Genomic DNA, 25592 nt, shown 5'->3' on the forward strand with positions numbered 1-25592 from the left:
CTGGAAGGTATAGCTGCCGCTACCGCCAGTTGGAGTGGAGCCATCCAGTTGAGCTGGGGTGGATCCTGTACAGATGGTCTGGTCAGCGGTGATGCTGTTGTTGGTGATATTCTCCTCCACGGTCAAACTTGCAGGATCTGAATTAACAGGCGTGCAACTTCCGCTTGTCAATACAGCCTTGTATAAATAACCATTTTGTGTACTTGTTACTCCTGTGAGTGTAAGTGTCGCTGTGGTTACTCCGCTATAAATTCCTGTATTTGTTAGATTATTATAATCAGTACCATTTGTACTTACTTGCCATTGTATGCCAGGTGAAGGGAAACCTCCGGAAAAATTAACAGTAAATGAGGTATTTGTGTTTTCACAAATGGTTTGATTTGCCGGGTCATTATCAATTGTAGGTGCGATACAACAATTTTCAACAGTTACCTCATAAGATTGAACATCCTGCTTTGTAGGATTGGATGCATCATTGGCTGTTAAGGTTACCGTATAGTTTCCAGCGCTTGAATATGTGTGTGTGGGATTGGGTACACTGGAAGTTGCAGAGCCATCTCCAAAATTCCAGGTATATGTGTAAGGTGAAGTTCCACCTGTAGTGAGGTTTGTAAAAGTAATTGTTTGTGCGATGTTGCCTGTGTTACAGGTTCCATCCCACTCGAAATTTGCTATCAATGGACCAACAACTTTTATTGGTGTTGGGTAGTAAAAACATTTAGGAGTTAAGTTTCGGCAATCATAAGTAGTACCATTATAATAATTACAAACTTTGTATACATTATTAATTGGTGCATTATTATCCCATGCAGTAAATACATCTCGTAATTCTATAGTGCCGCCGCAGGTCCATGTAACAGGATCGTTAAATAAGATTACACTTTTCGGTCCACTACTAAATGTTTGTGAATAACATTCATCAATAACCTGCTCGTGAAAGCCATTAATATAAACCCTTCCTGTAATCAAAAATCCATAACGTTCATTTGAGGTAACATTGAAATTGACTTTCAGGTACGCTGTCACATCTGTTCCAGGCGTACAATCACTTGTAAGGGGATCTCCATTGGCGTCAACAAGGACAACACTCTGGATGGTGATATCTCCTGAAGTACAGTTGTCATTTGGTGGTGTGTTGCATGGACTCTGTCCAATTGCCGTGCCCCAGCCAAAAATTAATAAAGAGGTAAGGAAAAGATAAAGTGATTTTTTAACTGATGCAGCGCCGTTTATCAGCATAAACATAGGCATGCCAAAAGTTTGAGTAAGAAGTCTCATACTCTAATGGTTTAGGGGGTGTAAATAAGTCGTCTCGGTTTAGGCAATAGGACAGGATTCTCAAAACGGGGAGGCTTTGAAAATACTCGTCAATTCTTCAATACAATTGTCAGGTTACTTAGGGACAGATACGGTTTTAATAAAGCGGGGTTATTAATTCAAGGCACCTAAAGTTTGGAGACGATCAGGAAGGGCTTTTTGAAATAATTAACGGTAAAGTACAAAGTTTTTTAATATCTCATAGTATTTTCCGCAATATTTTTTTTCAATTACGTATATATACGATAGTCATTTTCACAAAAAAAATCCCGGTCAACCATGACCGGGATTCAATAATAATTCTGGAAATTTTAAGCAGCCGTAACCGCTTTATTCACCAGGTCAGCCGCCTCACTTAACATGATCGCACTCTGCACTTTTAATCCACTCTCATCAATCAATTGCTTAGCCTCAGCTGCATTGGTTCCCTGAAGCCTCACAATAATCGGAACTTCTATATTGCCCATGTTCTTATAGGCATCTATAACGCCCTGGGCTACACGATCACAACGAACAATACCTCCGAATATATTAATCAGAATAGCTTTCACCTTTGGATCCTTCAGGATGATACGGAAACCGGCCTCAACAGTCTGCGCATTGGCTGATCCACCAACATCCAGAAAGTTCGCAGGCTCACCACCACTTAACTTGATCATGTCCATGGTTGCCATCGCCAGCCCCGCTCCATTTACCATGCATCCCACATTGCCATCCAGCTTCACGAAATTCAGGTTGTATTTTCCTGCTTCCACTTCTGTTGGATCCTCTTCAGAGATATCACGTAGTGATGCTACATCAGCATGCCGTGTAAGGGCATTGTCATCAATATTCATTTTGCAATCCACTGCAATGATCTTTTCATCTGAGGTCTTAAACAATGGATTGATCTCCAGCATCGCACAATCCAATCCCACATAGGCATTGTACAAATTGGTTACAAATTTCACGCAGTTCTTGAATGCTTCACCACTCAATCCCAGATTGAAAGCGATCTTACGTGCCTGGAATCCCTGCAGCATTCCTCCGGGATGTACCCACTCCTTAAAGATCTTTTCCGGAGTGTTATGTGCAACTTCTTCAATATCCATCCCACCTTCAGTGCTGTACATGATTACATTCTGTCCCTTTGCACGGTCCAGTAAAATGGAGAGATAAAACTCCTTTATCGGATTTGGTCCTTCATAATATACATCCTGTGCAACAAGTACCTTGTTCACTACCTTTCCTGCTTCTCCTGTTTGTATTGTAACCAGTGTTCCACCGAGAATATTTTGCGCAATTTCCTTTACTGCCTCCGCATTCTTTCCTACAGCAACACCACGCTGCTCTGTTCCGCGGATCTTTCCTTTACCCCTTCCACCAGCATGTATCTGTGCTTTAACCACAGCAAATTTGCTGGAGTATTGGGTATGGATCTGACGGTAGGCTTCTTCGGCTTCTCCGGGAGTATTGCAGGCAATGCCTTCCTGCACCGGCACATTATACTTCTTCAGTAATTCCTTGGCTTGGTATTCGTGCAAGTTCATATAGCAAAAATTTCCGGCGAAGATAGGGAAAAGGGGAGCTATTTTTACGGGATGGGAGATTTCAATTCGGATATAGACAATACTCTTTTATGCCTCCATGATGGAAGATTGGCAGTTATACCAACAGAAGCAGGCCTGATGCTTTCAGCTGATGCTACCAATGATCTGGCGGTACATGCTCTTTTAAATGCTTCCGCCAACAATCCACAACCAGTTATTCTGATCGCCGATCAAAGAGATCTCCTTCAATTTGTTTCTGCACCAGACCTCGCAGTTTTTGATTTCATCGAAGAGCTTAACCCTGCATCTGCCACCTGGTTCAACGGAATTCTTGGTATCTCCGAACAATTACTTGATGCCAACCGCGCAGCTCCCATTGCCCTGGTTAATGATACTTTCAATAATACTCTTATTAAAAGATTTCGTAAACCATTGGTGGTAATTCCTGTTGATAATGGTGCTCTGAATGCAAAAGCCGGATTTGTTTGCTCTACCCATACATCCTCAATTGCCAATGGATACAGTTTGTATAATTTCGCCCCATCAGCTTTCTGATGCAAAAAATCCTGATCATACAAACTGCCTTTATCGGTGATGTAGTGCTCGCCACCGGCATCCTCGAAAAGCTTCATAAGTTTTTCCCTGATGCCCGTATTGATTTCCTCCTGCGTAAAGGGAATGAAGGTTTGCTGCGCCACCATCCTTTTTTAAATCAACTGATTGTATGGGATAAGAAAGTGGGAAAATTCCGTGACCTCGTACGTATCCTTAAATTGATCCGCGAAGAAAAATATGACCGTGTTATTAATGTACAACGTTTCGCCACAACCGGATTTCTTACCGCTTTCTCAGGTGCACGGGAAACAAGGGGCTATGATAAAAATCCTTTCAGTAGATTCTTCACAAAAGCCATCCCCCATATTGTTTCAGTTACCGATAAGTACAAGCATGAAATTGATCGTTGCAATGACCTGATTAAGGATATTACTGATGAGAAAGCATTTCTTCCCAAACTCCATCCTTCCCCGGCCGACTTCTCCGAAGTGGAAGCATTAAAATCCGGCCCCTATATCGTAATAGCACCAGCATCGGTTTGGTTTACCAAACAATACCCTGTCGAAAAATGGATCTCTTTCATTAAAATATTGCCAGCAGGTCTGAAAATTTATTTGATAGGAGCCCCATCAGACCAGGCCCTTGCACAACAGATTATTGAAAATGTTCGCAATCCTGATTTGATCTCTCTTTGTGGAAAGCTGGACTTTCTAAGGTCTGCCGCACTTATGAAAGACGCACTGATGAATTATGTAAATGATTCTGCTCCCATGCATTTTGCCTCTTCTGTAAACGCACCAGTCACCGCCATCTATTGCAGCACAATGCCATGGTTTGGATTCGGGCCATTAACCGATCATTCCACCATTATTCAGACAACTGAACAACTTTCCTGCAGGCCCTGTGGTCTTCATGGTCATAAATCCTGCCCTGAAGGCCATTTTAAATGTGCCCTCACTATTACCGATAATCAACTGCTTTTACCCATCAACAGTCCGCTATCATAATTTTGTTATCGATTATTTAGCAACCGATATTCTTCGGTTTATTTCTGCAAGGAACGCTTATAAATCGCAATCCAATCCTCTACAGTCATTTTAGAACTCAATTCTCCGATAAGTTTATAAGGTATATGTTCAGCTTTTTTAAAACGAAGACAGCTTTTACCAAAATCTGGTTTAATGGTAGCCTGCTTCGTGTATTCTTTCTGAAACCATTCGAGTAGGATGGGATCTGCATAGATGCCCATATGATACACTGCATAATGATTTTTTTGCGCAGCTATAGCTATAAAAGGTAATGGTAGCCTGGGATCACAATGATATCCTTGCGGAAACAAACTATGTGGCACAACATAGCCGATCATGCCATAACTCATAACTTCTTCAAAACCCTTCGGCAGATTTTTTTTGATCTCATTCCTGAGTTTTTTGATCACAACCTGCCGCTCTTCTGGCAGCTCGCTGATATATTCAAGTGGTGTACTTGCCTGTGAACTGGCCATCGCTTCAGATTTTACTCTGAAATTAAATTATTTTGCAGCCCAATGGATATCAATTGCACAGAAAAGGAATTGTTTTTACTGAAAAAGATTGCTCATGCGGCAGCCGACCTGGAGATGCCATGCTTTGTGATCGGGGGATTTGTGCGCGATAAATTGCTTGACCGTCCAACTAAGGATGCCGATATAGTTTGCGTTGGGGATGGCATTGACCTTGCCCACCGTGTGGCGGAGAGATTCCAGCCAAAACCACAGGTCGCGTTCTACAAAAACTTTGGAACCGCAGCACTCCGTATCGATGATTTTGAGATCGAATTTGTTGGTGCCCGTAAAGAAAGTTACCGCTATCATAGCCGTAATCCGGAAGTGGCGCCCGGAACACTTGAAGAGGACCAGCTTCGCCGCGACTTTACCATTAACGCGATGGCCATCAGCCTTAATCAGCCAGATTATGGCAGCCTCATTGATCCGTTTGGCGGACAAAAAGATCTGGCTGATAGAATCATCCGAACGCCCCTTGAACCTGGTCAAACATTTAGTGATGATCCTCTTCGGATGCTAAGAGCCATAAGATTCGCCTCACAGCTTGAATTTCAGATCGACCCGCATACCTGGGAAGGAATCTGCCTTCATGTTGACAGGATCAAGATCATCTCCCAGGAACGCATAACCGAAGAGCTTAATAAGATATTGTTAAGCAGAAAACCCTCCGTGGGACTGGATCTGCTTTACCAGTCGGGCATACTGCATATCATCTTCCCACAAATGGTTGACCTTGCAGGTGCAGAGTATATTGATGGGATGGGTCATAAAGATAATTTCTACCATACCCTACAGGTAATTGATAATATTTCTGCTAATACAGATGACCTCTGGTTAAGATGGGCAGCATTGCTCCACGATATAGGTAAGCCTCCCACCAAAAAATTTGAGCAGGGTCATGGATGGACCTTTCATGGACATGAGGTAGTTGGCGGGCGTATGGTTCCCAGGATATTTACCCGGCTAAAACTTCCGCAAAACGAAAAGATGCGTTATGTGAGAAAACTGGTTGAGCTGCATCTTCGTCCTATCTCCCTGACCAAAGAAAATATTACAGATAGCGCCATCCGCCGATTACTTTTTGATGCCGGTGACGATATTGAAGACCTTATGATGCTTTGTTCTGCTGATATCACCTCCAAAAACAAGTTCAAGGTGAAACGCTATCTGGAAAATTTCAATATGGTGCGGCAGCGTTTGGCAGAAGTGGAGGAAAAAGACAGGATGCGCAACTGGCAACCTCCAATTACCGGTGAGCTGATCATGGAGGTTTTTAGTTTACCGCCCGGAAAACTGGTAGGGGAAATTAAAAATGCTATCCGGGAAGCAATCCTGGATGGTGACATCGAAAACAGTTATGAAGCTGCCTATGGTTTAATGGTTAAAAAAGCAGCGGAACATAACCTCCATCCCATTCAATAAAAGAAATTGTATTTTACGCACAAATAACAGCATTCATTATTATGGCTATACTGAAGTTCAGGATCTATTTTGAAGAAGATGACAGCGTTTATCGCGATATCGCCATCAGGCATAAACAAAGTTTCCAGGATCTTCACCAGGCCATCCTAAAGGCCTATGAATTTGACAATAAGCATGCGGCCACCTTTTATCGTAGCAATGATAGCTGGGCACGTGGGCGCGAAATAACCCTGGAAAAATACAATAAACAATACCGCGCCGATCCGCTGATGATGAGCGATACAACCATGGGTTCTGAGATCAATGACCCGAACCAGAAGTTCGTTTATGTTTACGATTTCGTTCGCAATTGGGTATTTCATGTTGAGCTCATCAATGTTACCAGGGAGGAAAATCCCAAGATCGAATACCCGGCCACCGTGCGCGTTGAAGGCATTGCTCCTTCGCAATATGGCACAAAGGGACTGGTAGGAGATAAGCTTGCAGAAATGGAAGAAAAATATGACCTGCAATCTGGTGCAGAAGGGTTTGGTACAGAAGGGGAAGACCTTGGTGATGATGCTGAAGAGTTTGGCGCAGCGGAGAGTACAGAGGAAGAAATTTAAATGAAGTGGAAAAACTTCCCTCTACATGTATCATTGTTGTTGGCCCCACAGCGGTTGGTAAAACAGCATTGGCTATACGTATTGCTCAGCACTTTAAAACGGAGATCGTTTCAGCTGATTCACGGCAATGCTACCGCGAACTGAATATTGGTGTTGCCCGCCCGTCAGAAATAGAACTTCAGCAGGTAAAGCATCATTTTATTGCCTCCCACAGCATCCGCGACGAAATGAATGCCGCCGCATTCGAATCTTTTGCCCTATCAACCGTTAATGAAATTATTAACCATCATGATACGGCTGTGATGGTTGGCGGCACCGGACTTTATATCAAAGCCTTCACAGATTCACTTGATGAATTACCGCCCATTGATACTGCACTCCGAAACAATATTGTGGACTCATTCAGGATCCATGGTATTGAATGGTTACAGGAGCAAATAAGAGAGAAAGACCCTCTTTATTACCAGACAGGAGAAGTCCAAAACCCACAACGATTAATGCGTGCTCTCGAAGTTGTCATGGCAACTGGGCAAAGTATACGAAACTTCCAGTCGGGTAAAAAGGCGATAAGGCCGTTCGGTATCCTGAAAATAGGTCTCGACCTCCCAAGGGACCTGTTATACCAGCGGATCAATAATCGGGTAGACATGATGATTGAACAAGGCCTCCTTAACGAAGTAACTTATATATATGAGAATATGCCTGAACTCATGGCTACATCTCCCCTGCAAACAGTTGGATATTCAGAGCCTTTTGACTATTTAAAGGGTAAAATCCCCTTGCATGAAGCTATTGAACAAATTAAAGCCCACTCAAGGCAATATGCCAAAAGGCAATTAACCTGGTTCAAAAAAGATCTTTCCATACAATGGTTTTCCCCAGGTCAAACGGAAGAAATTCTCCAGTGGCTTACAGAAAAAATTAATAGTGGGAAATAAATTCCCCAAAAAATTGAAGTTTTGAATATTTAATATTGGATGGTCGCTTTTAGATAGGCTCGCAATAAAGGAATGCGGCGGCATACATTTTTTTAAATGTGGCTTATGAGAAAAATATTCATCCTGATTACCCTGGCTACTATTAGTCTCTTATCCTGCAAATCACAGGAAGAAAAGGAAGCTGAGAAAGCAGAAAAAGAAAAAAAGAAGATATCCAAGCGCAATACCTGGATCAACAAAAGTAATTCCTATTCAGATCTTTTTCTGGATAGTATGAATGTTGAAAAATTCATCGCTGATCGCCAGGTGCCCGATTCCATATCCAACCGTATGCGTAGCTTTTACAATGCACGCAATTACCAGTTCGGATGGTTTAATTCAAAAGGATTCACAGAACAGGCTTACGGATTCTGGAATCTTTATGATCATTATGTGACTTATTCTGCAGACTCATCCCTGCTCGATAAACCTTTCCAAAAGAAAATGAACGCGCTGATGGAAGATGAATTTAGTGTGGGTAATAATGGTTCTTCTGTTCGGGAAACTGAATTGATGATGACAGTTAACTTTCTTCGGTATTCGCTGGCAAATTTTGCAGATGGTTATGTCAAACGTAAGGAATTGGAAAGATTTGTTCCCTTCACCAAGCGTGACCCAATGGAATGGGCTGATTCACTTCTTAATAAAAAGCATAAAGACAATAAATATTTCGAAGATATAAATCCTGAGTATGCAAAACTCAAGGAACAGTTGAATAAATATTTTCAGATCGCCCAAAATGGTGGATGGCCACTGCCTGGTTCAGCTAAGCTTCCAATAAAGAAAGGTCAGTCAACAGATGCTGTGCTTGCAATCAAAAAGCATTTACAGTTAACAGGTGATCTTCCGGGAAATGATACAACAAAGGTTTTTGATGATGCGATGGAAAATGGCATCAAATCATACCAGGAACGTTATGGATATACTCCAACCGGCATAGTGAATGCCGACCTGCTCAAGCATCTGAATGTGCCTGCAACAGAACGCGTGAAGCAGCTATTGCTAAATCTCGACAGAATGCGTTGGATGCCTTCACAACCCAAAGGAAAACTCATAGTAATTAATATACCTGAGTATAAACTACACGCCCTTGAAGATGGAAAAGAGGTTTTTGATATGGAGGTAGTTGTGGGAAAAGTTGGACACCATACATCGATGTTTACCGGTACTTTGAACCAGGTAGTTTTTAGTCCGCATTGGAATGTTCCTCCTTCCATAGTAAAAGATGAGATACTTCCTGCCATGGAAAAGAATCCTAATTACCTGGCAGAGAATAATATGGAGATCGTTGAAACTACAGGTGAACTGCCAACCATCCGTCAGCTTCCGGGTGAAAAAAATGCCCTGGGAAAGGTAAAGTTCCTTTTTCCCAACAGCTTTAATATCTATCTCCATGATACACCCAGTAAATCACTTTTCAGTAGGGATAAAAGAGCCTTTAGTCATGGATGTATAAGAGTTAGTGAACCATCGAAACTGGCGAGCTATCTTTTGGAGGATGAAGGAAGTTGGGATGATGACCGAATCTTCGAAGCAATGAATGCCGGAACTGAAAAGTTCGTAAAACTGAAAGACCCTGCTGAAGTATTTATTACCTATTATACTGCATGGGTTGATGAGAGAGGAAGATTAAATTTCCGTGAAGACATTTATGGAATGGATAAAGAAGTTGCTGGCAGAATGTTCACGAAAATATAATACACACACAATATATCTGAAGTAGTTTGTGCTGATATGATCCAGCATCAAAATGATTCAGGAATCGGGTTCAAAGCTTCAGCCTTTGGACCCGATTTTCATTGGGGTGTAGCTATTTCTGCTGCACAAAATGAAGGTGCAGTTCTGTCGGATGGCCGGAGTTTATCGATCTGGGATGTTTTCGCCCGCAGAAGGGGTGTTATAAAGCGAGGAGTGACTCCGGCACAGGCATGTGATTTCTATCGCCGGTATAAGGAGGATATCATGTTGGTAAAAGCGCTGGGCTTTAATAGTTTCCGGTTTTCTATTTCATGGTCTCGACTTTTACCCGATGGATCAGGAAAGGTTAATGAACATGGCATTCGGTTTTATGATGATGTGATAAATGAATGTCTTCTGAATGGACTTACACCTTTCGTTACATTATACCATTGGGATCTTCCTCAGGTACTGCAACAGCAAGGAGGATGGGTCAGTCCTTTAATAAACAAATGGTTCCGGCATTTCGCCAAGATCTGTGCAAAAGCATTTGGAGATCGTGTGAAACATTGGTTAGTATTAAATGAACCCGTAGGATTTACTTCACTTGGTTATATGCTTGGTAAACATGCACCCGGCAAACAAAATCTTTCTTTTTTTCTCAGGGCCGTTCATCATGCAGCCATCGCACAGGCAGAGGGTGGCCGAATTCTTCGTAAACATGTTGATGGCGCCAGAATTGGTACGACCTTTTCCTGTTCTGAAGTAATACCTGCAACCTTGCAGCAAAATGATCTTGCCGCTGCTGCAAGAATTGATCTTCTATTAAACCGCCTATTCGTTGAGCCATTACTGGGCAAAGGATTTCCTGAGGATGATAAAGGATTGATGGATAAAATGAACAGGGAGAATCTCAGTTGGAAATACACAGACAGGATGCAGTTCAATATGGACTTTATCGGACTTCAGAATTACTTCCCTGTAGTGGTTAAGCATAATGCTTTCATTCCTATAATTCAGGCTTCAGAAATAAGTCCTAAGAGGAGGCAGGTGCCTTTTACGGCTATGGGCTGGGAAGTAAATCCTACCTCTTTCCAAAACATAATCAAACGATTCTGGAAATATGGTGCCATAAAGGAGTTGATGATCACAGAAAACGGAGCTGCCTACAAGGACAGGTTTACAGGTGGACAAATAAATGATGCCGAACGGATCAGTTATTTTCAATCACACCTTCAGGCCCTAAACCGGTGTATGAAAGACGGAGTCAGGATATCAGGATATTTTGCCTGGACTCTAATGGACAATTTTGAATGGGCAGAAGGGCATGAAGCCCGGTTCGGGTTGGTGCACGTCGACTTTAAAACACAGCTCCGTACTATTAAGGATTCAGGTTACTGGTGGCGTGATTTTTTACGCTAATTGTCAGAATTTGATCCCTACCGTACCAATAACATTACCGCCCGTTCCCCTCAAATCAGCGAATGTGTTCGCTTTATCAGAAAGCCGGTATGGGAAATTGACATCATTCGTAATTCGATGAACATATGTGAGATCAATGAAGAACCCTTTATTGCGATACCCCAACCCACCACTCACAAACATTCTTTTACCATCCAGTTCACTGTCGGTGTATGGACTTCCGTAATATGAAAAGCCAGCTCTCGCCATTATGGTATTGAATTTTAACTCACCACCAACCTTTGCATTGATAGTTCCTTTGTAAATGTCCTTCACCACTCCGTTAACTGCATTAAAAAAGGCTTCATCCTCAATAGTGCTTTCCTCGGCATTCCTGAAGCGGCTGCTGCCATAGGTTACATACTCAACATCTGCGGATATAAAACCTTTTTGTTTGCGTACATCTGCCACTTCATTGATCACATATGCACCACTCGCAATAAAACGCCAGGGTGAAGAAAGGTCATATTCGTATTCCGGCAGAAAGCCATCATTTAGCTCTTTTACATTTACAGTGCTTATTCCATTATAGCCTTCCAGGTCGGTTTCCAGCGTTCCATCATAGGTGTCTTTGAGTGCATAAATGGTAGGCGTATGAAAGGCAAAACCCAGCCTGAGTTTTTCTACCGGCTTATAAATAATACCAGCTTTAAGATTCAGACCAAATCCCTTGCTTGTAAATCTTTCGCGTAGAATTGCCTCCTGGAAATCATTGTTGGAATTATTGGAAGCATCTGTTTCTGAAAGCACGCTGTTCTTTTCAAAGTTCACAATTGGAAGGCCAAAGCTACCACCATAGTAAAACTTATCCCTTGTTCCACCAGCGAATGTAATAGCCAGTTCAGTGATACCCCCTGAGGTTTCAATAAAATTCTCCTGGTTCAACATGAAGGCTGTATCATTCTGAAATGCATATCGAAGTGGAGTTGCTACCACTTCTGTTCCAAATCCAGGGGTGGTAAGTGTATCAACGAGATAGGTATACAATCCCATTCGGGCTGGAAAGGAAATGCTATTACTATTAAGCGCCTGATCAAGGGTAAGCCCCGATTCAGCGATCTCAGATGCATATGCTTCCGAATAAGAGCTGAAATTGTTTTGTCCCCTGTACAATATCTTATTATTTAAATCAGCGGTCCTGTTAATGGCAAGGCTAAACGCTGTATTCCGGTTTCGGTTCATTCCGTCAGACATACCCATAACAAGTCCGGATGTTCCTAATACAAAACCATTGCTTTTTTCAGTTGCGGAAGTACCACGGAAACCTGCATCATTGGTAATAAATTTGAAGCCGGGGGAGAAGACGATCTCACTTGTTTTGAAAAGACCGATACCTGCGGGGTTTACAAAATTGGAACTTATATCACCACCCAGCGCCCCAATCGCACCACCAATTGCCTGGCTCCTTGCAGTACCGTTGGTAGTGAACCATGACATACGTAGGGCATCTTCAGGTAACTGTGCGAAAGTGGAAAGTGAGATCAAACCTGCCGACAATAATAATATACTTTTTCGCATGTACGTGCGCTTTAGTTGAATACTTATGGTTATAAAAAAGGAGGAAACAAATGCATTAATGGCCAGGTGTTTCCTCCTATAATTGTGAACCGTCCTATTTAGTTTCCTCCCCTACGGGTTGGCCTGCTAACACCACCACCGCTGCTTCCGGAACTTCTGTTGCTGCTTCCGGATGAAGATGGTGAGTAACTGCGGCTTGGGCGATCAGATGAACTTTCATTGCCGCTGAATATTGATCGGCGGTTTTGATTGGAATTGTAGTTCCTGTTATTATTGTTGTAATCAGAACTATAAGTTCTGGATGGCTTATACGTGTTACGGTTGCCTGAATTGGTGTTGAGATAACTACTCATGCCAAATGCCGAAACAGGGCGGCTTGGACGATTAAATAATCCTGCGTTGGGAAATTTACCTCCTCCCCAGTTGCCAAATCCACCTCCGCCATACCATGGGTTATACCAGTTGCCAAAGGAGAATCCGATGTATGGGTTATAAAAACTGTTCCACATATACATTGAATTCCAATGGCTATTAAAAGGACTATTCCATGTCATGTAGCTGTTCCAGCGCCAATTGTAACGCATCCAGGGATCCATCATCATGAAATCATCCTGGAAATAAGGCCGGCGGCCTGAGGCGATCATCATTCGCATGTACTGGTCATCACGATAGCTGTCACTCATAGCAGCATCATTATACCTTCTTCTTGAATTTGTTTCAAGATATTCTTCATTACCACCTTTAGCTGCAGCTATACCCGTATTTCCCGGGGAATAGTATACATCATCCGGTGTTTGTCCGGATTTATATACTGAACAGCTGCTTAACGCTACCAGCGCCAGCCCAGCGATCAGTCCCGAAATTTTGAGGTTCATAGCTTTGTCATTAATGGTTTGAAAAAATTACTTTTGCGTTCGCTGTATAAAAGTACAAATATAAGACAGCGTTTTGCAAAGTATTGTTGCAAGCAGATTGTTAAAACCCAACAACTTATAATGAGTAAAGAGATCACCAGCAGGGCACAGAATTATTCAGAATGGTACAATGACCTTGTACTGAAAGGAGGCCTGGCAGATTATTCCGCGGTTCGGGGATGTATGGTAATTAAACCATATGGATTTGCCCTCTGGGAAAATATGCGCGACCAGCTTGATCGTATGTTCAAGGATACCGGTCATGTGAATGCTTATTTCCCGCTCTTTATTCCCAAGAGCTTTCTGAGTAAAGAAGCAGCCCATGTGGAAGGATTTGCCAAAGAATGCGCCGTTGTAACCCATTACCGGCTTAAGAATGATCCTAATGGTGGCGGTGTTATCGTTGATCCCGATGCTAAGCTGGAAGAAGAACTCATTGTTCGTCCAACTTCAGAAACTATCATCTGGAATACTTATAAGGATTGGATCCAAAGCTATCGCGATCTGCCCTTGCTTATAAATCAGTGGGCCAATGTGGTTCGCTGGGAGATGCGTACCCGCCTTTTCCTCCGTACAGCAGAATTTCTTTGGCAGGAGGGGCACACAGCCCACGCTACCAGGGAGGAGGCAATAGCTGAAACAAACCAGATGCTGGATGTATACGCCCAATTTGCTGAAGAGTATATGGCAGTTCCGGTTATTAAAGGCCGTAAAACCGAAAGTGAAAGATTTGCCGGCGCAGAAGATACCTATTGTATCGAAGCCCTTATGCAGGATGGCAAGGCACTTCAGGCTGGTACATCTCATTTCCTGGGACAGAATTTCGCAAAGGCTTTTGACGTTAAATTCCTGACAAAGGAGAATAAACTTGAATATGTGTGGGCAACCAGCTGGGGTGTAAGTACCAGGCTTATCGGAGCCCTGGTAATGGCCCATTCTGATGACCAGGGTCTGATTCTGCCACCAAAGATCGCCCCACAGCAGGTGGTGATAGTTCCCATTTATAAGGGTGATGAACAAAAAGCAATTATTGGGGAAAAGGTGAAAGGGATAATGACCGAGCTCAAAGCACTGGGGATTTCTGTAAAGTACGATGATAGTGATAATACCCGCCCAGGTTGGAAATTTGCCGAATATGAATTGAAAGGTGTACCTGTAAGAATAGCTATTGGTGCCCGCGACCTGGAGAATAATGTTGTGGAAATTGCCAGGCGTGATACAAAGGAAAAGTCAAGTGTTTCAATGGACGGTCTTGCCAGTTATATAAAAAACCTGCTGGATGATATACAATCTTCCATGTTCAATAAGGCTAAACAATACCGCGACAGCCATATTACCCGGGTTGATGATTGGGATGAATTTGAGAAAGGCCTGGATGAAAAAGGTGGATTCTTTGCTGCACATTGGGATGGTACCGCAGAAACAGAAGAGGCAATAAAAGAAAAAACCAAGGCTACAATTCGTTGTATTCCCCTTCAAAATGAGCAGGAAGAAGGCAAATGCATCCTCACGGGCAAGCCAAGCAGTCAGCGGGTTTTGTTTGCAAGGGCTTACTAAAATTTATTTATCTGCCAACACAATAAAAAAAACAGGCATGCACAAGCGAAAACTTGTGCATGTTTTTTTATTTTTCAGGACTTATCCTGAATTATGCCAGAAATTACAGAGGAAACAGATAGCATTCTCAGTTTCCAGGCCAAAAGAAAATTGCTTCAGATTTCCGGTTGGGGAAAATTCATTTCGCTTTTCTCTTGTATGCTGGTAATACTCCTGATAATTTTAATTGCCTCGGGCCTTTCAAGCAGTTCTGAAAGGAATCTGCTACTGATAGCTTATATGGTCCTTCTTTTATTGTCATTATTCCCCTGTATAAAATTATATCTGTTTTCTCATCAGTGTAGTAAGGCTATAAAGGCAAATGACAAACTCCTCCTGTCAAAGTCATTCGATAGCCTTCTTTCATTTTTTCGCTTCCTTGGAATAATACTGCTGATATTAATCTTGCTGTATTTACTATTCTTATTCATGGGTACGCTTGCCACACTATTCAACTGGGGTAGGTATTAACCATAAAATATACTTAACAGAAACCTTAAACACCAAACCAACTTCCACATGGAACATCGTTATTACAAATTCCAGTATCTGGGTCGGGGTCTCGAATTATTCAGGATCCAACTCGTGAACATCATCCTCACAGTTTTTACCCTTGGATTATATTATCCATGGGCAAAAGCACGCACCCTTTCATACCTCTACAGCCAGACTCATTTTGAAGATTCTCCTTTTTCGTTTACTGGTACCGGCAAGGAAATGTTCAAAGGATTCATCAAAGCCTTTGTACTCATCCTTATTTGGTATGCACTGCTTATTTATGCAATAACCACAGAAAAACTTGGGCTAACGCAATTGGTCCTTCTTGGCTTTTATCTTTTTCTCATAGCGCTCACTCCCTTTATTCTACACAGTTCCTATCGTTACCGCATGGCAAAGAGTAACTGGCGAGGAATAAGATTTGGTTATGTTGGTGAACGGAAAGAGCTGGTTAAGATCTTCCTGAAGGGAATATTTTTTACTATCATAACGCTTGGGTTTTATGGACCCTGGTTCACCATCAATGTTCGCAGATATATGCTGAGTAATATCCGCGTCGGTAATGCAGGCTTCCGGTATGATGCTGATGGTGGTGAATATTTCTGGTTGAATTTCAAAGGGTATTTCCTGACTCTTATTACTTTTGGGATTTATTTTTTCTGGTGGCAGCGTGATATCTTCCGGTACTTTGTAAACAATCTTCATATAGAACAGGAAGAACGTGCCTTGTTCCTTCATAGCAGGGCCGAAGCAGTTGATTTTTTTGAACTGATAGTGATCAATATGCTTATTGTGGTATTCAGTTTTGGATTAGGCAGTCCATGGGCTACTACCAGAACAATGAATTTCCTGACCAGGAATATTCTGATTAACGGATACATTGCTTTTGATGAACTGCAACAGGCACAGGAATCCTATAATGATGCAACAGGAGAGGAGTTCAGTGACCTGCTTGATTTCGGATTTGTTATCTGAACCTGAATCACAGTTTTGCACTTTATCATGTTTAACTTTGTGCAATGGACCAAACCATAGTACAATATTTTAATGGCCAGTCTGCCAGACCGGTTCCTGCCAGGATCTTGTTGTTCAACAATGCCATCCAACTTTATGATATTGTTGATAATAATTTCCTGGCAGATTTTCCCTTTAATGGCATCCGATTATTGAGTAACTCGGGTGATGCTGTACATTTTTCAATGGTATCTGATGGTTCCCAAACCCTACAGATTCCGCGTCATCATTTGTTGCTTCCTGAATTAATGAAGTATGCATCAGGTGATCGCGACCGATGGTTTAAAGGGCTCAGCAAAATAAAACTACCGTTATTACTAGGGTTATTTCTGCTGGTGGTTATAGGCGGCTACTACCTGCTGGTATCCGGCTTATCCGGAATTGGCTTGCAGCTTATCTCTCCGCGTAAGGAGGCCGAACTGGGTAAGCTGGTTTATGAAGCTATGATCAAAGACCAGACTATTCACCAGGATGCAACCAAAGCATTGGCTGATTTTTCCACTGCATTGGATCTGAGTGAAAGCTATGATCTTCAGTTTACCGTGGTTGACGACACTATGGTGAATGCATTTGCCATTCCGGGAGGTCATATAGTGGTTTATAAAGGTATCCTCCAGAAGATGCAGCGTCCGGAAGAATTAGTAGCATTACTTGGCCATGAAGCCTCTCATGTGAATGAACGCCATAGTCTTCGAAATATGCTCCAGGAATTAACCGGCAGCTTCATGCTAAGCATGGTTTTCGGTGACCTGGGATCTATTGGTGGTGCCGTGGCGTCACAGGCAAATATGCTTCGCAGCCTTTCCTATTCACGCTCACTTGAAGAATCTGCCGACGAAGAAGGGATGAAAAGGATGGTGAAAAATAATGTGCATCCCGAAGGAATGGTAATGCTGATGGACCGGCTCAAAGAAGCCAGTAATGGAATTGAATTGCCGGGATTTTTAAGTACACATCCTCTGACAGAAGATCGCAAACAACATGCACAGGAATTTGCACGCAAGCATTCCATTAAAAGGGATCTGCCGACGGTATTAATAACAAATTGGGATATACTGAAACGCTCAATTGAGAAAGCTTCCATTCCACAACCCGACAAAGGCCAATGGTAATAAACGATCCTTACCTTTGCGAAAATTAAGAAGTGGACTTATTCAATAATCCTTTTGCAGAAGGCCGGGTTTTGCTGATCGATAAACCATTGGAATGGACATCATTTGACGCAGTCAGAAAGATAAGGAACCTGGTGAAGACAAAAAAAGTTGGTCATGCCGGCACGCTCGATCCCCTTGCAACAGGATTGCTTATTATCTGCACGGGAAAATTTACCAAAAAGATAAATGAATACATGGCCCGTGAAAAGGAATATACGGGAACCATTACCTTGGGTGCAGTAACTCCCACCTTCGATCTGGAGAGCGAGCCGCAATTACATAAAGATATATCGGGATTAAGTGATGAATCCATACGTAAGGCAACCGCCATTTTTACAGGACCAATTCTTCAGGTGCCCCCCATCCATTCGGCTATCAAAATAAATGGAAAGCGTGTTTATGAACTGGCCAGAAAAGGCATTGAAGTTCAAATGGAACCACGCACCGTTACTATTTCCGTTTTTGAGATTACTTCCATTAAAATGCCTGTAGTTCATTTTCGGGTTGTGTGTTCAACTGGCACCTATATAAGAAGCCTTGCAAATGATTTTGGCGCTGCACTTGGCTGCGGAGGATATTTGAGTTCTCTTCGACGAACACGCATAGGGGAGTTCAGGGTGGAGGATGCTTATACAATGCAGTCAGCAGAAGAAATGATAGGTGAAACACTCAGAACGGATGATTGATGCCCAATTGAAACTGGCCATTCCCTGGCCGCAGATTATAGAACCAACCATCATTGAAATTAGAGTAAAAGGGATCCTTTAGTTTATATGCCCAGTCAAAACGTATGAGGAAATAACTGAAGTCGAATCGCAAACTGGTTCCACCCGCCACAGCCAGGTCTTTATATAGCTTGCTTAAACGAAAAACAGCGGGATCTAAATTTGGATTCCCCCTGTTATTGCGAAACCAGATATTTCCAATATCTGTAAAAACTGCACTTTTTACCCTGATGCCATAAATGGTTGCCAGGTTAAACCTGAATTCTGCATTTGTTTCCAATTGTATGTCGGCAAATCGATCGGCATTGGTGCTGCCGAAAAGACGGGAAGAGCCCGGACCAAGTTGGCGAACCTGCCAGGCCCGCATACTACTGGGTCCTCCTGCAAAATATGATTTGAAAAAGGGCAGGTTATTCTCCTTGGTTATATTTCCGAGTGTATCAAGCAGTTTTCCATAAGGTTGCCCCATGCCCGCAAAAAACCGAAAAGCCCATGAACTCCTGCTTTGGTTGATGTAATAACGGAAATCAATATCCGCTTTCAGAAATCTCGATAGCCGGGCCTGGAGATCCCAGCTTTTAATATTTCCAAATACGCCTCCACTCTCTTCAAGGCCTATTTTTAGATTTATCACTTTATTTGACCTTGACCATGCACTTAGCATAATAAGTTTCTGGGAAATGATAAGTCCGTCATTGAATGAATTTCGGAGATTGGGAATACTATCGAATAAACGCTGAAGACTATCCGTAGAAAAAACCCTGACAAATTCAATATTAAGCGGACTATAGATCCAGTTTCGGTTTTTCTTATTGGTCCAGTCATATCCAATTGATGCATTCAGTGCCTGTACCTTATAAAAATCGCGCCGGTCTGTATAGGAGCCATTTGCATTAAGGATGGTTCTGGAGGATAATAGATTTTTCTCACCTCTGATTGGAAAGGGGGCTACAAATTTGGGAATGGTGAAATTCTGGCCAAGGCTTGTCTGAAATGTTTGAATGATCTGTCCCTTATTTCCCAGTTCAATACCAAAACGCAGGTTGGTGGAGGCCTGGATAGATTGCCGGGCAAGGTTTCGGTCACGCAATCCGAAGTTTAAGCCAAGCCCCAGCAGGTTACTGGTTGTTACCACATCTGATGCGTTCCTGCTTGCTTCCAGATCAATATTTAGGCTTTGCTTTTTTGCAGGGTACATATTGATATTTACATCCACAATTCCCAGGCTGTCTACCGGTAGAAGGTCAACTGCAACCTGTTGCCATGCACCCATTTGACCCATGATGTTGTTGGTTCTGTAAACGTCTTCCTGCTTATATAATGCTCCTGGCTGAATATAATTATTGCGAACCAGGAATGATGGCTTGAACAGATCACGGGTCCTCAGGATCTGAATGCCTTCTCTAACAATTGTATCTCTGTACACGGGGAGAGAATCACCTAACAACTGCCGGTCGGGGTAGATTCGAACATTCCGGATATGATACTGCTGCAGGTGTACCGGGTTCTCAATTCCTTTCTGCCTGAATACCACGTCGATCTGGGGATTGTTTCTCCTCTTCTGGACTTCTTCGAGTAAACGGATCTGTTCAAAGGGGTCTAATCCCGGGTCAATAAGCGCACCAACAACAGTATCTACTTCTGCATAAATGTCGTCGCGATTTATTTTCAGATATCCATTGTTTCGGTAAATATTGAGTATACGGTCAAGCTCAAGAGATATCTTTTCTTTACTATATGTATCCCCTTTCTTTAGGATCGATTTCTCCCTGTTTTTGATGGCTATTTCCTGCAGTAAACTATCCCTGAAAGCAAAATCTATAGAATCAAAGCGCATTACCTTACCAGTGATCACATCAAAGTTCACAGTTACCCTCTGCTGATCCTCAACCTGGGTCAGTGTTGAATCCCATTTGATTTCCCCATACATAAAACCCTGGGCACGCAGAAGATCATCCAGGTAGTCAAGGGAATTGACAGCATAGGAACTGTCAAAAACCGCAGGTTTGTTAAGAATCTGCTTGAAGCCTTTTCGTACCCATTTCACCTGTAGACTGTCGTCAAGCTGGTTCTGCATCCTGGAAATGAGCTCAGTTTTTTCTGAAGTCCGCATATCAGTGCTTAACTTGATATCCGTCTTGTAAACAAAAGGTTTATCGGGGGAATAATTTTTTATAACCTTGCATCCGGAGGCCATTAGCAGGGGTAACCAAAGAAGCATCCGGAAATAAAATTTACGGATGTACATGTTGGTTATAGCTGCGGGCATAGTGTGTTGAAAAAAGTATAAGGTAATGATTACAAAAAATCAGGTCAAATATATCCAAAGTTTGAGCCATAAAAAATTCAGGGATGAGGAAGGCATCTTTGTGGCCGAAGGACCAAAGATAGTTACGGAGCTGCTGGGGATGCCGCATATACGCACAAAGGAGCTCTATGGAACCCAGGAATGGTACGCATCACAGCCCGAAAGAGCAAGCGACAAGGGATATATTGAAATCTCCCCGAGTGAACTGGAAAGGATATCCTTCCTGAAGACACCTAACCAGGTTTTAGGAATATTTTACAAGCCCGACCTGGTTATTGAACCTGGCAGCTGGCAAATTTTGCTGGATGGAATACAGGATCCCGGAAACCTTGGGACCATTATCCGTATCGCCGACTGGTTCGGTGTTCAGCAAATCATATGCAGTCAGGATTGCGCCGATGCTTTTAATCCTAAAGTTGTTCAGAGCACAATGGCCAGCATCGGGAGGGTAGAAATTTTTTATACAGACCTGGTGGAGTATGTCAGAACACATTCACATAGGCACTTTTATGCAGCTACTCTTGAGGGAACTCCGTTACGGGATATCAAGGCTCATGGACCATCGGCTTTAGTTATCGGAAATGAATCAATGGGAATCAGATCTGAATTGAAGAATGAATTGAAATATTTTGTGACCATACCCCGTATGGGAGATGCAGAATCTCTCAATGCAGCCGTTGCCACGGGCATCATTTTATCACATATGATTACGGACTAATAATCTTATTTGAACTGAATGGCACGAACCGGTTCTATCCTGCGGATGATATAAGTAGGTATTAGCAGCACAGCCATGCAGATCAGGAATGTGCCAGCATTAACTGCCATTATCTGCCATGGAATCACCTTCACCTCCGCCTTACTGATATAATACATTTCTTCCGGCAAACTTATAAGGCCATAACGTTTTTGTAAAAATATCAGTGTAAACGCAAGAATGTTTCCAAGGATTATTCCCGTTAGTGTTATTACCCCACCATGATAAAGAAAGATCTTTTGTATCATCCCATCAGGCGCGCCGATGGCCTTGAGAACACCTACCATTCTTGTTCGTTCCAATACCAAAATGATGAGGCATGTTATCAGATTCAGGATAGCAACAATGATCATGATGATCAACACAATGGCAATGGTCTTGTCTTGAAGTGACAGCCAGTCAAATATATTGGGATATATCTCCTTAATGGTTCTGCTGTTCCATAATACGGGAAGTTCAGTGAATACAGCTTCATTCACCCCATCAATCATTTCATGATCCTCAAGGAATATTTCATAACCTCCAATACTGTTTGGCGACCAGTTGTTAAGGCGCTGTATCAGCCGCAGATCACCTAATGCGATCATCTTATCATAATCTTCGATCCCTGTTTTGTAAATACCGCAGATATTCAGCTTCCTGGCCCTTGGCGCTGACCCGTCATTCTGTATGAAATAGATCAGTATACTTTCATTTACCTTAAGGTTTAACTGGTTTGCCGTATATGTAGACAGTACGATCTCATTACTGTACCCACTGTCAGGGAATTGCATCCAGCGGCCCTCTTTGAGAAAGGATGACATCCGCATTGTATCATAACTGCTGTCTATACCTTTGAATAATACACCTTCAATGCTTTCAGCAGTTTTAAGGATAGCATTTTTTGTAGCATATGGTTGCACAGATCTTATACCCGGAACAGTTTTTTTCAAACCGGCTACAGTATCATTTTTATCTATCGGGTATTCTTCTGCAATGGCAACCTTATCAGGCTCATAATGCTGAACCCTTATATGTCCCCAGAAACTGAAGATCTTCTGGCTGATGGCGTGCTGGAAACCACTTGTAAAAGCCAGTGCAATGATCATGGCAGTTACACTTATAGTGGTTGCAGCTATCGCAAGGCGGATAATAAAACGGGAAAAGGATTTCTGGCGGTTAAATGCCACTCTCCTTGCTATGAATCCGGCAACATTCAATCGGCATGGTTTTAGTCAACAAATATAAAGGTTGTGCCCCAGTGTGTGGTAATTGATGGGAATTGAATGATATTTACAAGTATTAAGGATGCGTGCTATGAAGAAACTCCGTATTATATTGATTGCCCTGGTAGTTATGACTGCCATGGGGCCTGAGAAATTGAAAGCGCAGGAACCGGATATTATTTATTATTCAAATATTCAGAATCTGAAACTGCATCCGGCTGGTAATCCGTTTGGCTATCCACTTATCAGGCTTAACGGGGGCGATCAGTTAGAACTCCACTTTGATGATCGCGAAGGAGGTGTTAAAAGTTATTCATATACATGGGAACTTCGTAATGCCGACTGGAGCCCGGTAATGTTAAGCGCAATGGATTACATAAAAGGTTTTACCCAGCAACGGATAACCACATACAGAAATTCTTCGGTTGCACTTACCAGGTATACGCATTACCAGGCTTCATTACCAGATAGAAGCAGCGGGCCTTCGCGCTCTGGTAATTACCTTATAAAAGTATTTCTTAATGGAGATCCTTCTAAAGTGGTTTTTACAAGAAGGGTACTTGTGGTGGAAGAAAAAGCGGGCATAGCCCTGCAGGTTCTTCAGCCATTCAATAACCAGATATTCACTACCCATCAGAAAGTTAATTTCACCGTAACCACACGCAATCTCAATATTGTTAATGCTATGCAGCAGATAAACGTTTGTATTCTGCAGAATAACCGTTGGGACAATAAGAAATTTGGCCTAAGGCCAACATTTATCAGGCAAAACAATCTTGAGTTCAATGCTGAACAGGATGGTGTATTTTCATCGGGCAAAGAATGGCGCTGGCTCGACCTGCGCAGCTTCAGGCTCCAAAGTGACCGTGTAGATAGCGCACGCTATTCACCCTCAACTACTGACATATATGTAAAGACCGATATCGATCGTTCAGCGCAGAGGTTTGTTTATTACCGCGATGGGAATGGAATGTATTTCAATGAAACGCTTGATGGATTAAATCCATTCTGGCAGGCTGATTATGCAACCGTGCATTTCAGTTATAAACCACCTGGCGGGATGCCATTCCGTAATGATCTTTACCTTTTTGGGGAGCTTACAAATTATGGCAAAGACCCGCAATCACGAATGGTATTCAACAAAGAAAAAGGAATATATGAAACCTCAATCTGGTTGAAACAGGGATATTACTATTATGGCTATGCGACAAAAGAAGGTGAAGGGGAGAAGGCCTTTTTCAGCATGGACAGAACAGAAGGAAACTATTGGGAAGCAGAGAATAATTATACCATCCTTGTCTATTACAGGGCACTGGGCGGGAGGGCAGATGAACTCATCGCTGCAGCTTCTATAAATTCACTGGCAGGAAGGCCGGGCGTTATTTCAAATTGATTTGTCAGGAAAATCATCTTACCCTATCTTTGCGCCGGCAGGTCTCATACGACCAGCTCCTACTGAACTCCCCCAGGGTCGGAAGACAGCAAGGGTAGGTGGTTGTAGCGGTGCGATGTGAGTAGCCTGCCATTTTTTATTTCTCCTTTCTCCCGCTCCCTGCCCGGTCATTGGTCACCCATTTCTTCTTATCTTCGTCTGCGTCAAAAACAAACCAATACATGAAATTTTTTATTGATACTGCCAACCTGGCCCAAATCCAGGAAGCGAATGAATTAGGAATTCTTGATGGTGTAACTACCAATCCATCCCTTATGGCAAAGGAGGGAATTAAGGGCGAAGAGAATATTGTCAATCATTATAAGGCCATCTGCGAAATGGTGGATGGAGATATCAGTGCAGAGGTTCTTTCCACCGATTTTAAAACTATGGTGGAAGAAGGTCAGAAACTGGCAGCTATCCATCCTAATATTGTAGTAAAGGTTCCGATGATCAAAGATGGTGTAAAGGCAATTAAGTGGTTTACCGATAATGGGATCAAAACGAATTGTACGCTGGTATTTTCCGCAGGGCAGGCAATACTTGCAGCAAAGGCAGGAGCGGCCTATGTTTCCCCATTCATTGGACGTATTGATGATAGCGGATGGGATGGCACTGAATTGATAGGGCAGATCGCGAATATTTATGGTATTCAGGGTTTTAAAACGGAAATCCTGGCAGCCTCTATCAGGAATCCCAACCATATTATAAAATGTGCTGAACTTGGTGCCGATGTATGCACCTGCCCACTTGAGTCAATACTGGGCCTACTGAAACATCCGTTGACTGATATCGGATTGGCAAAGTTCCTGGAAGATGCAAAAAAAATGTAACTGAATTATAAGGCTTCTAACTAAGGAAGCCTTTATTTTTTTTACGGGGTTGCTTACCCGGATTTCTGATCTCATCAAGAATCTCTTCTTTAGTCTTTAGCCTTTCATCATCCCCTTTTTGCTTGATATAGATTATCATGGATCGCGTTAGTGCATTATTTGTATTATGCGTTACGGTAACCGTTACCTTATCTCCTTTAAAATCTTTATCTAGTAACAGACTGTTTCCTTCGAATTTTCCTCCGTCACAACTGAATTTCAATTCCTTACTTGTAAGAGGAAGCCACCTTCCATCTGTATAATGACCATCCACATTTATATAATTGTGTACCCCTTTTTTCAGGCTGTCGGTATATAAATGAAACGCAATACTGTCAAGTGTAGCCGAAGCTGGCTGCTCTTTGTCTTTTGATTTACGCTGAGCCTGAACGCTGCAGGATGAAAAAAGCAAAATGGCGAATAATAATCGAATCATCATATTTGGTCCCTCGTTATCAAGATAGTCCATAAGACGAATATTCAGGGGTCCGGGGTTGTATTACGTGGTTTCCA

The 25592-nt window shown here is 42.5% G+C and carries 22 protein-coding genes and 1 other RNA gene; 15 read left to right on the top strand and 8 right to left on the bottom strand.

Annotated features, from left to right (window positions below; translation table 11 throughout):
- The coding region (locus tag V6M43_RS16420; RefSeq protein ID WP_332737141.1) for a PKD domain-containing protein at positions 1-1278 on the bottom strand (1278 nt) is incomplete at its 3' end.
- Positions 1279-1628: 350 nt separating this feature from the next.
- Positions 1629-2846 (bottom strand): ADP-forming succinate--CoA ligase subunit beta, encoded by a 1218-nt coding sequence (gene sucC / locus V6M43_RS16425; RefSeq protein WP_332737143.1) that lies wholly within the window; start codon positions 2844-2846, stop codon positions 1629-1631.
- Between the two features lie 51 nt (positions 2847-2897).
- Here sucC and V6M43_RS16430 point away from each other — a divergent pair, with 51 nt between their 5' ends.
- Together V6M43_RS16430 and V6M43_RS16435 are read left to right on the top strand one after the other, a co-directional pair.
- Positions 2898-3401, top strand: coding sequence for a Sua5/YciO/YrdC/YwlC family protein (locus V6M43_RS16430; protein ID WP_332737145.1), 504 nt, complete (start codon positions 2898-2900; stop codon positions 3399-3401).
- The gene (locus V6M43_RS16435) at positions 3401-4408 is read left to right on the top strand and encodes a glycosyltransferase family 9 protein (RefSeq protein WP_332737147.1); all 1008 of its coding nucleotides are present in this window, start codon (positions 3401-3403) and stop codon (positions 4406-4408) included. Before V6M43_RS16430 ends, V6M43_RS16435 begins: the two co-directional genes overlap by 1 nt.
- 38 nt (positions 4409-4446) lie before the next feature.
- On the opposite strand, the gene V6M43_RS16440 is transcribed toward V6M43_RS16435, so the two are convergent.
- On the bottom strand, positions 4447-4905 hold the full coding sequence (locus V6M43_RS16440) for a DUF1801 domain-containing protein (RefSeq protein ID WP_332737149.1): 459 nt from the start codon (positions 4903-4905) through the stop codon (positions 4447-4449).
- 42 nt (positions 4906-4947) lie between these two features.
- Here V6M43_RS16440 and V6M43_RS16445 point away from each other — a divergent pair, with 42 nt between their 5' ends.
- From V6M43_RS16445 to V6M43_RS16465, 5 genes are all read left to right on the top strand, one after another.
- Positions 4948-6366 carry a CCA tRNA nucleotidyltransferase gene (locus V6M43_RS16445; protein ID WP_332737151.1) on the top strand — a complete coding sequence of 473 codons (1419 nt, stop codon included), beginning with the start codon at positions 4948-4950 and terminating at the stop codon, positions 6364-6366.
- A gap of 41 nt (positions 6367-6407) precedes the next feature.
- Complete coding sequence (locus V6M43_RS16450) at positions 6408-6971, top strand: IS1096 element passenger TnpR family protein (RefSeq protein WP_332737153.1); 564 nt, start codon at positions 6408-6410, stop codon at positions 6969-6971.
- Positions 6972-6976: 5 nt separating this feature from the next.
- Entirely contained in the window at positions 6977-7909 is a 933-nt protein-coding gene (gene miaA / locus V6M43_RS16455; RefSeq protein WP_332737154.1) for a tRNA (adenosine(37)-N6)-dimethylallyltransferase MiaA, read from the top strand.
- A 105-nt stretch (positions 7910-8014) separates the two neighbouring features.
- Positions 8015-9646: a L,D-transpeptidase family protein gene (locus tag V6M43_RS16460; RefSeq protein ID WP_332737155.1), complete on the top strand. Its 1632-nt coding sequence runs from the start codon at positions 8015-8017 to the stop codon at positions 9644-9646.
- Between the two features lie 36 nt (positions 9647-9682).
- Positions 9683-11047: a GH1 family beta-glucosidase gene (locus V6M43_RS16465; protein ID WP_332737157.1), complete on the top strand. Its 1365-nt coding sequence runs from the start codon at positions 9683-9685 to the stop codon at positions 11045-11047.
- 3 nt (positions 11048-11050) lie between these two features.
- Here V6M43_RS16465 and V6M43_RS16470 read toward each other — a convergent pair whose 3' ends face one another.
- Both V6M43_RS16470 and V6M43_RS16475 read right to left on the bottom strand, forming a co-directional pair.
- Complete coding sequence (locus V6M43_RS16470; protein ID WP_332737159.1) at positions 11051-12604, bottom strand: OmpP1/FadL family transporter; 1554 nt, start codon at positions 12602-12604, stop codon at positions 11051-11053.
- A 98-nt stretch (positions 12605-12702) separates the two neighbouring features.
- Complete coding sequence (locus tag V6M43_RS16475; RefSeq protein ID WP_332737161.1) at positions 12703-13479, bottom strand: hypothetical protein; 777 nt, start codon at positions 13477-13479, stop codon at positions 12703-12705.
- Between the two features lie 120 nt (positions 13480-13599).
- Here V6M43_RS16475 and proS point away from each other — a divergent pair, with 120 nt between their 5' ends.
- From proS to truB, 4 genes are all read left to right on the top strand, one after another.
- Positions 13600-15075, top strand: a complete 1476-nt coding sequence (gene proS, locus V6M43_RS16480; RefSeq protein WP_332737163.1) for a proline--tRNA ligase — start codon at positions 13600-13602, stop codon at positions 15073-15075.
- A gap of 558 nt (positions 15076-15633) precedes the next feature.
- A complete protein-coding gene (locus tag V6M43_RS16485; protein ID WP_332737165.1) occupies positions 15634-16587 on the top strand; it encodes a YjgN family protein in 954 nt (317 codons plus the stop codon).
- Positions 16588-16631: 44 nt separating this feature from the next.
- A complete protein-coding gene (locus V6M43_RS16490) occupies positions 16632-17738 on the top strand; it encodes a M48 family metallopeptidase (protein WP_332737167.1) in 1107 nt (368 codons plus the stop codon).
- Between the two features lie 32 nt (positions 17739-17770).
- Positions 17771-18466 carry a tRNA pseudouridine(55) synthase TruB gene (truB, locus tag V6M43_RS16495; protein ID WP_332737169.1) on the top strand — a complete coding sequence of 232 codons (696 nt, stop codon included), beginning with the start codon at positions 17771-17773 and terminating at the stop codon, positions 18464-18466.
- Here the strand turns inward: truB and V6M43_RS16500 are convergent.
- Positions 18450-20726, bottom strand: a complete 2277-nt coding sequence (locus tag V6M43_RS16500; protein ID WP_332737171.1) for a BamA/TamA family outer membrane protein — start codon at positions 20724-20726, stop codon at positions 18450-18452. The two genes, truB and V6M43_RS16500, sit on opposite strands and share 17 nt — an antisense overlap.
- 73 nt (positions 20727-20799) lie before the next feature.
- Here V6M43_RS16500 and V6M43_RS16505 point away from each other — a divergent pair, with 73 nt between their 5' ends.
- Positions 20800-21531 carry a TrmH family RNA methyltransferase gene (locus V6M43_RS16505; protein ID WP_442902324.1) on the top strand — a complete coding sequence of 244 codons (732 nt, stop codon included), beginning with the start codon at positions 20800-20802 and terminating at the stop codon, positions 21529-21531.
- 5 nt (positions 21532-21536) lie between these two features.
- Here the strand turns inward: V6M43_RS16505 and V6M43_RS16510 are convergent, their stop codons facing one another.
- On the bottom strand, positions 21537-22769 hold the full coding sequence (locus V6M43_RS16510; RefSeq protein ID WP_332737174.1) for an ABC transporter permease: 1233 nt from the start codon (positions 22767-22769) through the stop codon (positions 21537-21539).
- A gap of 97 nt (positions 22770-22866) precedes the next feature.
- Here V6M43_RS16510 and V6M43_RS16515 point away from each other — a divergent pair, with 97 nt between their 5' ends.
- The 3 genes from V6M43_RS16515 to fsa all read left to right on the top strand — a co-directional run bounded on the left by V6M43_RS16515 (position 22867) and on the right by fsa (position 25040).
- Positions 22867-24168, top strand: coding sequence for a type IX secretion system plug protein (locus tag V6M43_RS16515; RefSeq protein ID WP_332737176.1), 1302 nt, complete (start codon positions 22867-22869; stop codon positions 24166-24168).
- A gap of 35 nt (positions 24169-24203) precedes the next feature.
- An RNA gene (gene ffs / locus V6M43_RS16520) (signal recognition particle sRNA small type) lies at positions 24204-24303 on the top strand.
- Between the two features lie 86 nt (positions 24304-24389).
- A complete protein-coding gene (fsa, locus tag V6M43_RS16525; RefSeq protein WP_332737178.1) occupies positions 24390-25040 on the top strand; it encodes a fructose-6-phosphate aldolase in 651 nt (216 codons plus the stop codon).
- Between the two features lie 16 nt (positions 25041-25056).
- Here the strand turns inward: fsa and V6M43_RS16530 are convergent, their stop codons facing one another.
- A complete protein-coding gene (locus tag V6M43_RS16530; protein WP_332737180.1) occupies positions 25057-25548 on the bottom strand; it encodes a hypothetical protein in 492 nt (163 codons plus the stop codon).
- Between the last annotated feature and the right edge of the window lie 44 nt (positions 25549-25592).

The sequence above is a fragment of the Flavihumibacter sp. genome, from assembly GCF_036676075.1.
Classification (GTDB): domain Bacteria; phylum Bacteroidota; class Bacteroidia; order Chitinophagales; family Chitinophagaceae; genus Flavihumibacter.

What these genes read in the sequence shown, in the direction of transcription:
- V6M43_RS16470 (WP_332737159.1), bottom strand. Translation starts at nt 12,604, where the DNA reads ATGCGAAAAAGTATATTATTATTGTCGGCAGGTTTGATCTCACTTTCC.
- V6M43_RS16490 (WP_332737167.1), top strand. Translation starts at nt 16,632, where the DNA reads ATGGACCAAACCATAGTACAATATTTTAATGGCCAGTCTGCCAGACCG.
- V6M43_RS16530 (WP_332737180.1), bottom strand. Translation starts at nt 25,548, where the DNA reads ATGGACTATCTTGATAACGAGGGACCAAATATGATGATTCGATTATTA.
- proS (WP_332737163.1), top strand. Translation starts at nt 13,600, where the DNA reads ATGAGTAAAGAGATCACCAGCAGGGCACAGAATTATTCAGAATGGTAC.
- V6M43_RS16440 (WP_332737149.1), bottom strand. Translation starts at nt 4,905, where the DNA reads ATGGCCAGTTCACAGGCAAGTACACCACTTGAATATATCAGCGAGCTG.
- V6M43_RS16445 (WP_332737151.1), top strand. Translation starts at nt 4,948, where the DNA reads ATGGATATCAATTGCACAGAAAAGGAATTGTTTTTACTGAAAAAGATT.
- V6M43_RS16505 (WP_442902324.1), top strand. Translation starts at nt 20,800, where the DNA reads ATGATTACAAAAAATCAGGTCAAATATATCCAAAGTTTGAGCCATAAA.
- V6M43_RS16430 (WP_332737145.1), top strand. Translation starts at nt 2,898, where the DNA reads ATGGGAGATTTCAATTCGGATATAGACAATACTCTTTTATGCCTCCAT.
- fsa (WP_332737178.1), top strand. Translation starts at nt 24,390, where the DNA reads ATGAAATTTTTTATTGATACTGCCAACCTGGCCCAAATCCAGGAAGCG.
- V6M43_RS16465 (WP_332737157.1), top strand. Translation starts at nt 9,683, where the DNA reads ATGATCCAGCATCAAAATGATTCAGGAATCGGGTTCAAAGCTTCAGCC.
- V6M43_RS16460 (WP_332737155.1), top strand. Translation starts at nt 8,015, where the DNA reads ATGAGAAAAATATTCATCCTGATTACCCTGGCTACTATTAGTCTCTTA.
- sucC (WP_332737143.1), bottom strand. Translation starts at nt 2,846, where the DNA reads ATGAACTTGCACGAATACCAAGCCAAGGAATTACTGAAGAAGTATAAT.
- V6M43_RS16435 (WP_332737147.1), top strand. Translation starts at nt 3,401, where the DNA reads ATGCAAAAAATCCTGATCATACAAACTGCCTTTATCGGTGATGTAGTG.
- V6M43_RS16485 (WP_332737165.1), top strand. Translation starts at nt 15,634, where the DNA reads ATGGAACATCGTTATTACAAATTCCAGTATCTGGGTCGGGGTCTCGAA.
- V6M43_RS16515 (WP_332737176.1), top strand. Translation starts at nt 22,867, where the DNA reads ATGAAGAAACTCCGTATTATATTGATTGCCCTGGTAGTTATGACTGCC.
- V6M43_RS16500 (WP_332737171.1), bottom strand. Translation starts at nt 20,726, where the DNA reads ATGCTTCTTTGGTTACCCCTGCTAATGGCCTCCGGATGCAAGGTTATA.
- V6M43_RS16475 (WP_332737161.1), bottom strand. Translation starts at nt 13,479, where the DNA reads ATGAACCTCAAAATTTCGGGACTGATCGCTGGGCTGGCGCTGGTAGCG.
- V6M43_RS16450 (WP_332737153.1), top strand. Translation starts at nt 6,408, where the DNA reads ATGGCTATACTGAAGTTCAGGATCTATTTTGAAGAAGATGACAGCGTT.